Below are 12,463 nucleotides of genomic sequence, written 5' to 3'. Positions count from 1 at the left end.
TTAAGCGGTGACAGCCCGGGCCTAGACGGCGGCGGGGCCGGTTTCTCCGGTGCGGATGCGGACGACTTCCGTGATCTCCGAAACGAAGATCTTGCCGTCGCCGATACGGCCTGTGCGGGCGGCGTTGGTGATGGCCTCGAGGGCGGGTTCGAGTTGGCTATCCTCGACTACGACCTCGACCTTGATCTTGGGGAGGAAGTCGACGACGTACTCTGCGCCGCGATAGAGCTCGGTGTGGCCCTTCTGGCGGCCATAGCCCTTGGCTTCCAGCACGGTCATGCCCTGCACGCCCATGTCCTGAAGCGCTTCTTTGACCTCATCCAGCTTGAACGGCTTGATGATGGCTTCGATCTTTTTCATCAGACTTCTTTCACGCCGAAACGGCGCGGGCGCCGCTGACAGAGCGGCACGGAGCACGCCCGCCCCAGGCACCACAAGCGGCCCGACGCGGTTTCGTGCGCTGCCTCCGCCGCCGTTCTCGCATTGACTGAAATATAGGCGCCAAGAGCCCGAAATCGCGCCAGTGCGGGTTTGGCTCGGGAAACCGCCTTGCAGGTCGGGTTTAGCGACCTAGGATGGCGGAAACGATCGTTTCGATAGGGCCGAACTTGCCAGATACTGCATCACCATGCGCTGGGTCGCTGAAAGGCGTTCATCGTCTAATGGCGAAAAATGCACCGTCGACTGCAAAACTGCTGAAGATTGCGGCGGAAGGCTCGGTCGTGGCGCGGCGCGGCCCTGGGTCGGTTTTTGCGCGTCTGGTCGTCTCGATGGTGAGTGGCGCCCATGCTCTCGCTTCAAGCGTGACCGCCGGGCCATCGCCAATCGTCTTGCGAGGATTATTCTCCAGACAGGGGGCAGACTGATGAGCCGCGTTCACATGATCCGCCATGGTCGGCCGGCGTCGACCTGGGGTGAGGCGGATCAGGATCCGGGCCTCGACGCCGTGGGGCAGGCGCAGGCCAGGGCGGTCGCCGACATCCTGCTGGCGCTGCCAGACGGCGAGCGCCCCGATCGGGTGGTTAGCTCGCCGCTGCGTCGCTGCCGCGAGACCGCCCAGCCCCTGGCCGACGCCTTGGGCATGATGGTGGAAATCGACCCCCGCGTCGGCGAAATACCGACCCCCGCAGCCTTATCGGCGGAAGAGCGGCCGGCCTGGCTGCGCGCGGCCTTCGAAGGCGCTTGGAGCGATATTCGGGGTGAGCTCGACTATGTGGCCTGGACACGAGAGGTGGCGCGAGCCGTCGCGTCGTATCCGGGGGCGGCGGTGTTTAGCCATTTCGTGGCGCTGAACGCGGTGGTGTCGGTGGCGACCGGGCAGACGCAGGTTGCGGCGTTTCGGCCCGACCACGTGTCGGTCACGGTGTTCGATCTGATCAATGACGACTTGATCCTGATCGAGAACGGACGCGAAGCTTCGACCCAGGTGCTGTAGGCGGGAGTCGTGATGCCGCGCGAGATCATGACCGTCGCCGAACTGTCTGCGGCCGATCGCGCCACCGTCGAGGCCGGGACGCCGATCACCACCCTGATGGAGCGGGCGGGGCGCGCCGTCGCGGAGGTCATCCGCGACCGCTATTCGCGTCGTCCGGTCGTGGTCTGGTGCGGACCCGGCGACAACGGCGGCGACGGCTATGTCGTCGCCCGGCGCCTGCGGCGTCGCGGCTGGCCCGTCCGCGTCGAGGCGCTCGCCCCGCCCGCGAGTCCGGCGGCGCGCTGGGCGGCTTCAGGCTGGAAAGGCGAGACGGGTCCCCTGACTGGATTTGGCTCGAGTCCGGCCGATCGCGACGTCCTCCATGTCGATTGTCTTTTCGGCGCGGGGCTTTCGCGCCCACTTGAGGGCGAGGCTGAAAGACTGGCGAGGGAAGGACCCGAGGGACGACGGATCGTCGCCGTCGATGTCCCCAGCGGCGTTCTGGGCGATACTGGCCAGCGTTTGGGCGAATGGGCGCTGACGGCTGAACTCACGGTGACCTTCCATCGCCGCAAACCAGCCCACGCCTTGGCGGTTGGCCGAGCGGCGTGCGGCGAGGTCGTGGTGGCCGACATCGGCTTGGGCTCAAGCGGGCAGGGCGATCTGTTTGAAAACACCCCTTCGCTGTGGGCTGCGGGCTTTCCCTGGCCCGCGGTCGACGCACACAAGCACGCCCGAGGCCGGCTCATGGTGGTGAGCGGCGAGGCCTGGAGCACGGGCGCGGCGCGACTGGCGGCGCGAGCGGGGCTGCGCATCGGGGCCGGCGTGGTGACTGTGCTGTCGCCTCCCGGAGCCTTGGCCGTTAACGCCGCCCATCTGGAAGCGGTGATGTTGGCGCCCTTCGAGACCGAGATCGACCTGCACGCTCGCGCGGAACACGCCGACGCCGTGGTGATTGGACCAGCAGCTGGGGTGGGCGAGGGGACCATGCGGCGCCTGTTCGCCCTGGCGCGCACCGGCGCGGCGTTGGTGGTGGACGCCGACGCCCTGACCAGTTTCGCGCACGACCCGGCCACCCTGTTCTCGGCCCTGGACCGCGACGATGTGCTGACCCCGCATCCGGGCGAGTTCGAACGGGTTTTTCCAGGTCTGCTGGCCGCTTCGCCCGAACGGATCACGGCGGCGCGGGAAGCCGCACGGCGGGCAGGCGCCGTCGTGCTGTTGAAGGGCCCCGACACGGTTGTCGCCGCGCCTGACGGGCGGGCCGCCGTCAGCCTGAACGGCACACCTTGGTTGGCCACGGCGGGGTCTGGCGACGTTCTGGCGGGATTTATCGCCGGACTCATCGCCCAAGGTATGGAGAGTTTCGAGGCGGCCTGCGCGGGAGCCTGGATTCACGCCGAGGCTGGGTCGGCGCACGGACCGGGCCTGATCGCCGAGGATCTTCCCGGCCTCGCCCCGGCCGTCTTGGCCAGACTGCTCGCGACGAGATTCTGAAGCCGTCCCGCCTAGCTTTGCAGGCGGATCAGGATCAATTGACTGGAGAGCCCGTCGTCGAGCATCGGGTTACTGATGGCCAGCGCGGCGCGGAACGACCTGTCTTCGACGGTGTCGGTGAACAGGACTCGTGGCCCAGGCTTTGCCGTCCAGCCATTTTGGCTTTCGACCATTTCGATTGTTTCGATCATTTGCTTGCAGATCAGACGCGAAACCGTCCGTGACGGGACAGGTCCGATGCGAGCGCGCATTGTCTGGGAAGCAGAAACACCGGCCCGGGCGTCAGTCGGGGGGGCATGGCCCGGGCCGGTGTGAATCCGAAGCGTTTTTCAACAGCGTCGGACATCATCACAACCAGCGGCCGTGCATGTGGTTCCAGATTATCAACGATATTTCCTGATTGCGCGAAAACGCCGGCCGCGACGAGGTTTCTGATACGTCGCGGCAAGCTTCGATCGCCTCGCGACTTGCCAAGCCCGCCCGGCATGTCTAACCCGCCTTCGGCGCACGGCGCGGATGTGGCGAAACTGGTAGACGCACTAGATTTAGGTTCTAGCGCCGAGAGGCGTGGAGGTTCGAGTCCTCTCATCCGCACCAAGCCCGCTGGGCCCCCAGCCTGGCGGACGCGCCAAATCCGCCGGGTCTTTCGCCTGGCGGGCGCCAATGCCCTTGGATGGTCGCCAAACGCGTGACATAAGGGCGCTCTTTCGCCGCCCCGGTGACGTGGGCGGCTTTGATGTTTTGTCCCCTGGGGCGGACGACGGGCGCGAACGCCCGAAGAGCCGAGAAGCTAAGAATGTCGATGCAGATCGTAGAAAAGTCGGGCGAAGGCCTCAGCCGTGTTTATGGCGTGACGGTGCCCGCGAGTGAACTCGCCACGCGTCTTACGGCCCGGATCGCCGAGGTCGCGCCTCAGATGAACGTCAAGGGCTTCCGCCCTGGCAAGGTGCCGACCGCCCACGTTCGCCGCCTCTACGGCAAGGCCCTGATGGGTGAAGTCATCGAGGCGACGCTGAACGAAGGCGCCCAGAAGGTTCTGGACGACAACAAGCTGCGCCCGGCAGGCCAGCCCGACCTTAAGCCCTCGTCCGACATGGACAAGGTTCTGGCCGGCGGCGAAGACCTGGCCTTCGACCTGGCCGTCGAGGTCATGCCCGAGTTCGAGCCGATCGATCCGGCCTCGATCGAGCTAGTCAAGCCGGTCTACAAAGTCTCCGACGCCGAGACCGATGAGGCCCTGGCCGACCTGGCAAAGCAGGCCCGCACCTATGAGCCGCGCAAGGGCAAGTCGCTGAAGGCCAAGGACGGCGACCAGCTGGTGATCGACTTCGTCGGCACCATCGACGGCGTGGCCTTCGATGGTGGCACGGCGACCGACGCCGAGCTGACGCTCGGTTCGAATCAATTCATCCCGGGCTTCGAGGCCCAGCTGGTCGGCGCCAAGCCGGAAGACGTCGTCACCGTGAAGGTCGACTTCCCGGCCGATTACCAAGCCGCCAACCTGGCCGGCAAGGCCGCTGAGTTTGTCACCACCGTCAAGGAAGTGCGCGCCCCGGTCGACGCCGAGCCCGACGACGAGCTGGCCAAGCGCCTGGGTCTGTCGGATCTGGCCGCGCTGAAGGACCTGCTGAAGTCGAACCTGGAAGGTCGCTACAGCAACAGCTCGCGCTTCAAGCTGAAGCGCGCCCTGCTAGACGTCCTCGACACCAAGCATGACTTCCCGCTGCCGCCGCGCATGGTCGACGCCGAGTTCGACGGCATCTGGCAACAGGTGCAGGCCGACAAGACCCAAGGCGGCCTGTCGCCCGAGGACGAAGGCAAGAGCGAAGACCAGCTGAAGGACGAGTACCGCAAGATCGCCGAGCGCCGCGTGCGCCTGGGTCTGGTGCTGGCCGAGATCGGCCGCAAGAACGACGTGGCCGTCACCGAGCAGGAACTGGCCGACGCCATGATGCGCGAAGCCCGCCAATATGGCGCGCAAGCCCAGCAGGTGTTCGACATGTACCGCCAGCGCGCCGACCTTCAGGCCGCCCTGCGCGCCCCGATCTACGAGGACAAGGTTGTCGACCTGATCTTCGGCCAGGCCAAGATCGAGGAAAAGGAAGTCTCCAAGGAAGAGCTGATGGAAGAAGACGATCTTCCGGAAGGCTATGGCGGTTAAGGCCTCCATCATTTGACGTGAACAGGGCGCGGTCCGCGAGGGGCGCGCCCTTTTTCATGGCGCAAGCGTCGCGCCGGCTCCTTGCAACCTGTTAAGCGCCACGCGATATGCGAGAGCGACGGCGCGCGGGGGCTGATTCGCTCGCGCCGCCCAGACACAATGAAAAGGGCGATCCCTATGTATGATCCGATGGCGACGGCCATGAACCTCGTCCCGATGGTGGTTGAACAGACCAGCCGCGGCGAGCGGGCGTTCGATATTTTCTCCCGTCTGCTGAAAGAGCGGATCATCTTCCTGACCGGTCCCGTCGAAGACGGCATGGCCAGCCTGATCTGCGCCCAACTGCTCTTCTTGGAGTCCGAGAACCCCAAGAAGGAGATCGCCATGTACATCAACTCGCCGGGTGGCGTGGTGACGTCGGGCTTGGCGATCTACGACACGATGCAATACATCAAGAGCCCCGTTTCGACGGTGTGCATGGGCATGGCGGCCTCGATGGGCAGCCTGCTGCTCTGCGCCGGCGCGCCCGGCCAGCGTATCGCCCTTCCGAACGCCCGCATCATGGTTCACCAGCCCTCGGGCGGTTTCCGTGGCCAGGCCTCGGACATCGTGCGCCACGCCGAGGACATCTCGAAGACCAAGCGTCGCCTGAACGAAATCTACGTCAAGCACTGCGGGCGGACCTATGAAGAGGTCGAGCGCGACCTGGACCGCGACAACTTCATGAGCGCCGAGGAAGCCAAGGCCTGGGGCTTGATCGACCACATCAACGAAAGCCGCGACGAGGCGGACGAGAAGGCCTAAGGGCCTTTCTCTTTCGCGAGATGAAGCCGCCGCCCGCGAGGTCGGCGGCTTTTTTCTTGTCCGGAACCCGCTGAGGCGGGCAGGGGTGTGCCCCCCGGGGGGAGGGGCGCGCTAAGCAGACCTTTCGATTGTCTGGCAAAGGGTCGAAAGCGGCTGTTAGCGCCCGAGCGGCAAGCAGACCTCCAGGTCACCAACGGCGACGGCAAAAATAGGTTCTCACTCATCGCTCCCGGCGTGTTTCCCCAAAAAAATGCAATGCCGAAAATAGACTTATCCTCCCCGTTTCACGGCGCCGCATAATCAACGGGCTTCAAGGCGATGGGGAGGGCGCTAAGGCCTGCGACCTTCGCGGCCTTGGGGTGCGGTCGAGCCGGTGTGCTCGTCGGCGGCGGCTCCGCGAGGGGTCGTGACTTCATCCTTCTGGTGCCGGCCGGGCGTGGAACACAAGTACGGCGTGGGGTGAGGGCGGACGAGACGACAGGCTTTCGGTGACGCAGGCGCTCCGGGACTGGGCAACGCGAGCCCGGCCCGCCCGTCGGGGGCTTCGATCGGCGAGGCGCCAATAGCGCCGAACGCCGGTCGCTCCCGGATAAGGATCGCGCGGAGCGTCGGTCTGAGTCGAAACGGTATTTCCTACAAAGCTTCCGGGCTCAGCCCGGCGCTCCGCGGCCCTCCCCACACCTTCAGCGGCCCGCCACGTGAAGCGGCGAAGTCGTGTCCATCAAGTCCTCCCCCTTTTGGGGGAGGTATCGGCGGAGCGGACGGAGGGGGGAGTGATCGGATGACGGACGACCCGATGATCGACGACCCTACAACGCCACCCACCGGTCACTTCGCGACAGCCTTCCCCATGGGGGAGGGCCTTTACCCCGGCTTGCCGCGGAAAATCCTGTAGCCCTTCTCGTGGGCGATCGCCAGCATCTCGCGGTCGCCCGAGGTGTCGCCATAGGCGGCGGCCAGCGACATATCGTCGCCGAATTGCTCGCGCAGCCGCACGACCTTTTCCGGGCCCCGGCAGTTGGGACCCAGCAGCGCGCCCGTGATCTTGTCATTGAGGTCGAGGGCCAGGCGCGAGCCAATCAGCAGGTCGGCGCCCAGGCCTCGAGCGAAGGGGGCGACGATCATGTCGGGCGAGGCGGTGACGATCACCAGCTTGGCGCCCTTGGCCCGCCAGCGCCGCCAGACGGCCAAGGCGTCGGGGCGAAACAGCTTGGGCGCCTCGGACTGGGCGAAGGCGCGGGCATCCCGCTCAAGTCGCTCGAGGCTGACACCGCGGAGGAACTCGCGCACGGCGGCGGCCTTGATCTTGCCCCGGTTGCGGTCGAACAGGAAGGCCACGGCGGCAGGCGCCAGGCGGATCATGCCCAAGGCGTGACGCGCCGGGCTGACCCGCCATTTCAGAAAGGCTGTGAAGCTGTCTCGGACCGTCAGTGTGCCATCGAAATCGAAGGCCACCAGGGGTGGACCCTCGTGCATGTCGCCCATCATCGGGGTCGACGCCGTCAGCCCCTTGGCCATCAGTGAACGTTTCGCCATGCGTCTCCGCGCTTGCGCGCCCTGCAAACCCGACGGCCTTGCATCACGATTCCGCAGTCGTCACCTAAGGCCATCGCCGTTTGTGGCAAACGAGACGTTGGAGCGAACCACCTCCGGCTTGCGTTGACGTGTCGGAACGCCATCTTAGAGAAGAATTCCAGGAAACCGCACACACCATCCACGAACTTGGGGGCTGTAAAACGGCTCCAAGGCTTGTGCGGTGCGTCCGGATCGGGGAATGTCAAGGATTAGACAACTCCCGGCGTATAACCTGCCGCTTCGGTGGCGAGTTGGGCGCATAGGAGTCGGCGGTTCCGGTTCTGGCCTGGACCGCCCTAGCGTGAGAAGCGACCATGACGAAAGCCGCGAGCGGCGACACCAAGAGCACCCTGTACTGTTCTTTCTGCGGGAAGAGCCAGCACGAGGTGCGTAAGCTCATCGCGGGTCCGACGGTGTTCATCTGTGATGAATGCGTCGAACTCTGCATGGATATCATCCGTGAAGAGCACAAGATCGCCTTCGTGAAGTCCAAGGATGGCGTGCCCACGCCGCGCGAGATCTGTGAAGTCCTGGACGATTACGTGATCGGGCAAAGTCACGCCAAGAAGGTTCTCGCGGTTGCTGTGCACAACCATTACAAGCGCCTGAACCACGCTTCGAAGAACAACGATGTCGAGTTGGCCAAATCCAACATCCTGCTGGTCGGTCCGACCGGTACGGGCAAGACGCTGCTGGCCCAGACCCTGGCTCGAATCATCGACGTGCCGTTCACGATGGCCGACGCCACCACCCTGACCGAAGCCGGCTATGTGGGTGAAGACGTCGAGAATATCGTGCTGAAGCTTCTGCAGGCCGCCGATTACAACGTCGAGCGGGCTCAGCGCGGCATCGTCTACATCGATGAAATCGACAAGATCAGCCGCAAGTCTGACAATCCGTCGATCACCCGCGACGTGTCCGGCGAGGGCGTGCAGCAGGCCCTGCTGAAGATCATGGAAGGCACGGTGGCCTCCGTGCCTCCGCAGGGCGGGCGCAAGCATCCGCAGCAGGAATTCCTGCAGGTTGACACCACCAACATCCTGTTCATCTGCGGCGGGGCCTTCGCGGGCTTGGAGCGCATCATCTCGGCGCGCGGCCAAGGCAAGTCGATCGGCTTCGGCGCCAAGGTGGCTGATCCGGAAGAGCGTCGCACGGGCGAGATCCTGCGCAATGTCGAGCCGGACGATCTGCAGCGCTTCGGTCTGATCCCGGAATTTATCGGCCGTCTGCCGGTGATAGCCACCCTGGAAGACCTCGATGAGGTCGCCCTGGTGAAGATTTTGACCGAGCCGAAGAACGCCTTCGTCAAGCAGTACCAGCGCCTGTTCGAGATGGAGAACATCGGCCTGACCTTCACCGACGACGCCCTGCATGGCGTCGCCAAGAAGGCCATCCTGCGCAAGACCGGCGCGCGCGGCCTGCGTTCGATCATGGAAGGCATCTTGCTGGAGACCATGTTCGAACTGCCCAACTACGAGGGTGTCGAGGAAGTGGTGGTCAATGCCGAGGTCGTCGAAGGCCGGGCCCAGCCGCTGCTGATCTACGCCGAGAAGAAGGGTGGGGCGGCTTCGGCCTAACCTCACTGACGTTCGCTGCGAAATCGGGCGCGCTTGGCTTGCCGGGCGCGCTCTTTTCGTCACACCAGGCTCTTTCCGACACGCCGCCATCGATACCGCGACAGGCGCCGCGAACTATCGACGAAACGACTTAGGCGTCTCGGCAATAAAATTGGCAAGGTTCGTGCACAGCCAAGGTCGCCAGGGGGCATGGGCGTTGCACCTTGGCCGCCAAACCGCGACCCGTCGCCGCTACGAGGCGAGTGCGCTTGAACCGTGTTGCAAAAGGTCCACATAAATAACGAACATCCGCTCAGTCCCGGGCGGACGGGTCGTACGACTCAGGCGCATCGTCTGGGTGACGGCGGCCCGCGTGGCTGAACGCGAGAAAACGCGACGGCCAGGAGTATAAAGGCATCATGTCCGAGATTCGTACCCTTCCTGTGTTGCCCCTGCGGGACATCGTCGTGTTCCCGCACATGGTGGTTCCGCTGTTCGTCGGCCGCGACAAGTCGGTGCGCGCCCTTGAAGAGGTGATGCGCGGCGGCAAGGAAATCCTTCTGGTCACCCAGAAGAACTCGGCCGACGACGACCCCTCGCCGTCCGACATCTATGACGTCGGCGTTCTGGCCACCGTTCTGCAACTGCTGAAACTGCCCGACGGCACCGTCAAGGTGCTGGTCGAAGGCAAGGGCCGCGCCGCCGTGGTGCGCTTCACCGACCAGGAGGCCTATTACGAGGCCCAGGTCGGCGAGGTGAACGAGGACCAAGGCGTTGGCCCCGAAGCCGAGGCCCTGTCGCGCGCGGTCGTCGAGCAGTTCGAGAACTACGTCAAACTGAACAAGAAGGTGCCGCCCGAGGCCCTGGCCTCGATCCCGCAGATCGCCGAGCCGGGCAAGCTGGCCGACAGCATCGCCGCGCATTTGTCGGTGAAGATCGGCGACAAGCAGAACCTGCTGGAAATCTTCGACATCGTGAAGCGCCTGGAGAAGGTCTTCGCCCTGATGGAGGGCGAGATCTCCGTGCTGCAGGTCGAGAAGAAAATCCGCTCGCGCGTCAAGCGCCAGATGGAGAAGACCCAGCGCGAATATTACCTGAACGAGCAGATGAAGGCGATCCAGCGCGAGCTGGGCGATCCTGACGATCAGCGCGACGAACTGATCGAGCTCGAAAAGCGCATCAAGAAGACCAAGCTGTCCAAGGAAGCCCGGACCAAGGCCGAGGGCGAGCTGAAGAAGCTGCGCAACATGAGCCCGATGTCGGCCGAAAGCACCGTGGTCCGCAACTATCTGGACTGGATGCTGTCGATCCCGTGGGGCAAGGCTAAGACCAAGAAAATCGATCTGAACGAGGCCGAGGCGGTGCTCGAGGAGGACCACTACGGCCTGGAGAAGGTCAAGGAACGTATCCTTGAATATCTGGCCGTCCAGGCTCGCACCGGCTCGCTGAAAGGGCCCATCCTGTGCCTCGTCGGTCCTCCGGGCGTCGGCAAGACCTCGCTGGGCCGTTCGCTGGCCAAGGCGACCGGGCGCGAGTTCGCCCGCATCTCGCTGGGCGGCGTGCGAGACGAGGCGGAGATCCGTGGTCACCGGCGCACCTATATCGGTTCGATGCCCGGCAAGATCATCCAGACCATGAAGAAGGCCAAGACCACCAACGCCTTCTTCCTGCTGGACGAGATCGACAAGATGGGCAGCGACTATCGCGGCGACCCGTCCTCGGCCCTGCTCGAAGTGCTCGACCCGGCTCAGAATTCGACCTTCGGCGACCACTATCTGGAAGTCGACTACGACCTCAGCCAGGTGATGTTCGTCACCACGGCCAACAGCCTCAACATGCCCCAGCCGCTGCTGGACCGCATGGAAATCATCCGCATCCCCGGCTACACCGAGGACGAGAAACTGGAGATCGCCAAGCGCCACGTGCTGCCCAAGTTGATGAAGGACCACGGCCTGAAGACGACCGAATTCGTGGTGCCGGAAAAGGCCATTCGGGACCTGATCCGCTACTACACGCGAGAAGCTGGCGTGCGGTCGCTCGAGCGCGAACTGAGCGGCCTGGCGCGCAAGACGGTCCGTGACCTGGGTCGCGAAAAGGTCACCTCGATCACCATCGACGATGAGCGTCTGGCGAAATATGCTGGCGTCCAGAAGTTCCGCTATGGCGAGACAGACGAGGTCGATCAGGTCGGCATCGTCACCGGCCTGGCTTGGACGGAATATGGCGGCGAGATCCTGACCATCGAAGCCGTGAAGATGCCGGGCAAGGGTCGCATGACAGTGACCGGCAACCTCAAGGACGTGATGAAGGAGTCGATCTCGGCGGCTCAGTCCTACGTGCGCTCGCGGGCCACCCATTTCGGCGTCAAGCCGCCGATCTTTGAAAAGACCGACGTCCACATCCACGTTCCTGACGGCGCGACCCCCAAGGATGGTCCGTCGGCCGGCGCCGCCATGGCCGTGGCCATGGTCTCGGTGCTGACCGGCATTCCGATCCGCAAGGACATCGCCATGACTGGCGAGATCACCTTGCGTGGCCGGGTGACGGCCATCGGCGGCCTGAAGGAAAAGCTGCTGGCGGCGTTGCGCTCGGGCGTGAAGACGGTCCTGATCCCTCAGGAGAACGAGAAGGATCTGGCCGAAGTCCCGCAAAGCGTGAAGGATGGTTTGGAAATCATCCCAGTCTCCGCCATCGACGAAGTGCTGAAACACGCGCTTACCGGTCCGCTCACCCCAATCGAGTGGCGGGAAGAGGATGAGCCAATTGCTGCAACTGCGAAGGTTGAAGAGGGCGATAGCGACGCTGTTCTGACCCACTGACAGTAACTTATTGTTGATAACTTAGGCGGCGCGGAGTATTTCCGCGCCGCCTTCGTTTGACGAGCCGTCTGAACCCCGCATACTCCCGACCGAGCGAAGCGGCGTAAGCTGTAGCCAGCGCCGCCGCTTTCATGGCTGGGAGAACAACATGACCACAAAAGCCGAACTCGTCACGGCGATCGCCGAAAAGGCGGGCATCAACAAGAATCAGGCGAAGGACGCTCTGGAAGCCTTTATCGACGCGGTCACCACGTCGCTGAAATCCGGCGAGGATGTTCGCCTCGTGGGCTTCGGCACCTTCAAGGCTGTTGCGCGCGCCGCTGGCACCGCGCGCAACCCGCGCACCGGCGAGACCGTCAATCGCCCGGCGTCCAAGACCGCCCGGTTTCAGGTCGGCGAGGGTCTGAAGACCACGCTGAACGGCTAGGCCAGTACACAGATTTCGAGGGCGGGACGCCGCGAGGCGTCCCGCCTTTTTCCATGCAGGACGGTGTATCTCCCACATCATCGTTCTGAGGGGCGGTTAGCTCAGCGGTAGAGCGTCTCGTTTACACCGAGAGGGTCGGGGGTTCGATCCCCTCACCGCCCACCATTACCAAGTCGCGCGCTGGATCTTCCCGCCACCGCTGTGGACATC

10 protein-coding genes and 2 tRNA genes are annotated in these 12,463 nt (G+C 64.3%); 9 read left to right on the top strand and 3 right to left on the bottom strand.

Going from position 1 to position 12,463, the window contains the following annotated elements; all coding sequences use genetic code 11:
• Positions 1 to 21: 21 nt before the first annotated feature.
• Complete coding sequence (locus ACP7AG_RS06900; RefSeq protein WP_012286880.1) at positions 22 to 360, bottom strand: P-II family nitrogen regulator; 339 nt, start codon at positions 358 to 360, stop codon at positions 22 to 24.
• Positions 361 to 865: 505 nt separating this feature from the next.
• On the opposite strand from ACP7AG_RS06900, the gene ACP7AG_RS06895 reads away from it, so the two are divergent.
• Both ACP7AG_RS06895 and ACP7AG_RS06890 read left to right on the top strand, forming a co-directional pair.
• Entirely contained in the window at positions 866 to 1,435 is a 570-nt protein-coding gene (locus tag ACP7AG_RS06895) for a histidine phosphatase family protein (protein WP_426030276.1), read from the top strand.
• Positions 1,436 to 1,447: 12 nt separating this feature from the next.
• Positions 1,448 to 2,911 carry an NAD(P)H-hydrate dehydratase gene (locus ACP7AG_RS06890; protein WP_426030274.1) on the top strand — a complete coding sequence of 488 codons (1,464 nt, stop codon included), beginning with the start codon at positions 1,448 to 1,450 and terminating at the stop codon, positions 2,909 to 2,911.
• A gap of 11 nt (positions 2,912 to 2,922) precedes the next feature.
• Here ACP7AG_RS06890 and ACP7AG_RS06885 read toward each other — a convergent pair whose 3' ends face one another.
• Positions 2,923 to 3,102 (bottom strand): hypothetical protein, encoded by a 180-nt coding sequence (locus tag ACP7AG_RS06885; RefSeq protein ID WP_426030273.1) that lies wholly within the window; start codon positions 3,100 to 3,102, stop codon positions 2,923 to 2,925.
• A 321-nt stretch (positions 3,103 to 3,423) separates the two neighbouring features.
• On the opposite strand from ACP7AG_RS06885, the gene ACP7AG_RS06880 reads away from it, so the two are divergent.
• The 3 genes from ACP7AG_RS06880 to ACP7AG_RS06870 all read left to right on the top strand — a co-directional run bounded on the left by ACP7AG_RS06880 (position 3,424) and on the right by ACP7AG_RS06870 (position 5,876).
• Positions 3,424 to 3,508 (top strand) — tRNA-Leu (locus tag ACP7AG_RS06880).
• 205 nt (positions 3,509 to 3,713) lie between these two features.
• On the top strand, positions 3,714 to 5,072 hold the full coding sequence (gene tig / locus ACP7AG_RS06875; protein WP_426011920.1) for a trigger factor: 1,359 nt from the start codon (positions 3,714 to 3,716) through the stop codon (positions 5,070 to 5,072).
• 177 nt (positions 5,073 to 5,249) lie between these two features.
• Positions 5,250 to 5,876, top strand: coding sequence for an ATP-dependent Clp protease proteolytic subunit (locus tag ACP7AG_RS06870; RefSeq protein WP_426011919.1), 627 nt, complete (start codon positions 5,250 to 5,252; stop codon positions 5,874 to 5,876).
• An 864-nt stretch (positions 5,877 to 6,740) separates the two neighbouring features.
• On the opposite strand, the gene ACP7AG_RS06865 is transcribed toward ACP7AG_RS06870, so the two are convergent.
• Positions 6,741 to 7,412, bottom strand: coding sequence for an HAD-IB family hydrolase (locus ACP7AG_RS06865; RefSeq protein ID WP_426030272.1), 672 nt, complete (start codon positions 7,410 to 7,412; stop codon positions 6,741 to 6,743).
• Positions 7,413 to 7,765: 353 nt separating this feature from the next.
• Between ACP7AG_RS06865 and clpX the strand changes: the two genes are divergently transcribed.
• From clpX to ACP7AG_RS06845, 4 genes are all read left to right on the top strand, one after another.
• Complete coding sequence (gene clpX, locus ACP7AG_RS06860) at positions 7,766 to 9,028, top strand: ATP-dependent protease ATP-binding subunit ClpX (RefSeq protein WP_426011917.1); 1,263 nt, start codon at positions 7,766 to 7,768, stop codon at positions 9,026 to 9,028.
• A 398-nt stretch (positions 9,029 to 9,426) separates the two neighbouring features.
• Positions 9,427 to 11,826 carry an endopeptidase La gene (lon, locus tag ACP7AG_RS06855; RefSeq protein WP_426011916.1) on the top strand — a complete coding sequence of 800 codons (2,400 nt, stop codon included), beginning with the start codon at positions 9,427 to 9,429 and terminating at the stop codon, positions 11,824 to 11,826.
• A 148-nt stretch (positions 11,827 to 11,974) separates the two neighbouring features.
• On the top strand, positions 11,975 to 12,253 hold the full coding sequence (locus tag ACP7AG_RS06850; RefSeq protein WP_007676465.1) for an HU family DNA-binding protein: 279 nt from the start codon (positions 11,975 to 11,977) through the stop codon (positions 12,251 to 12,253).
• 90 nt (positions 12,254 to 12,343) lie between these two features.
• A tRNA-Val gene (locus tag ACP7AG_RS06845) sits at positions 12,344 to 12,418 on the top strand.
• Positions 12,419 to 12,463: the final 45 nt, after the last annotated feature.

Origin of the sequence: Caulobacter sp. DWP3-1-3b2, assembly GCF_049896325.1 — a bacterium.
GTDB lineage: Bacteria > Pseudomonadota > Alphaproteobacteria > Caulobacterales > Caulobacteraceae > Caulobacter.
Note: the sequence above shows the minus strand (reverse complement) of the source record. Positions and strands in the feature narration are given on the sequence as shown.

Excerpts from the sequence above, each read along its gene's own strand:
- ACP7AG_RS06895 (WP_426030276.1), top strand. The coding sequence starts at position 866 with ATGAGCCGCGTTCACATGATCCGCCATGGTCGGCCGGCGTCGACCTGG.
- lon (WP_426011916.1), top strand. The coding sequence starts at position 9,427 with ATGTCCGAGATTCGTACCCTTCCTGTGTTGCCCCTGCGGGACATCGTC.
- tig (WP_426011920.1), top strand. The coding sequence starts at position 3,714 with ATGCAGATCGTAGAAAAGTCGGGCGAAGGCCTCAGCCGTGTTTATGGC.
- ACP7AG_RS06870 (WP_426011919.1), top strand. The coding sequence starts at position 5,250 with ATGTATGATCCGATGGCGACGGCCATGAACCTCGTCCCGATGGTGGTT.
- ACP7AG_RS06885 (WP_426030273.1), bottom strand. The coding sequence starts at position 3,102 with ATGATCGAAACAATCGAAATGGTCGAAAGCCAAAATGGCTGGACGGCA.
- ACP7AG_RS06900 (WP_012286880.1), bottom strand. The coding sequence starts at position 360 with ATGAAAAAGATCGAAGCCATCATCAAGCCGTTCAAGCTGGATGAGGTC.
- clpX (WP_426011917.1), top strand. The coding sequence starts at position 7,766 with ATGACGAAAGCCGCGAGCGGCGACACCAAGAGCACCCTGTACTGTTCT.
- ACP7AG_RS06850 (WP_007676465.1), top strand. The coding sequence starts at position 11,975 with ATGACCACAAAAGCCGAACTCGTCACGGCGATCGCCGAAAAGGCGGGC.
- ACP7AG_RS06890 (WP_426030274.1), top strand. The coding sequence starts at position 1,448 with ATGCCGCGCGAGATCATGACCGTCGCCGAACTGTCTGCGGCCGATCGC.
- ACP7AG_RS06865 (WP_426030272.1), bottom strand. The coding sequence starts at position 7,412 with ATGGCGAAACGTTCACTGATGGCCAAGGGGCTGACGGCGTCGACCCCG.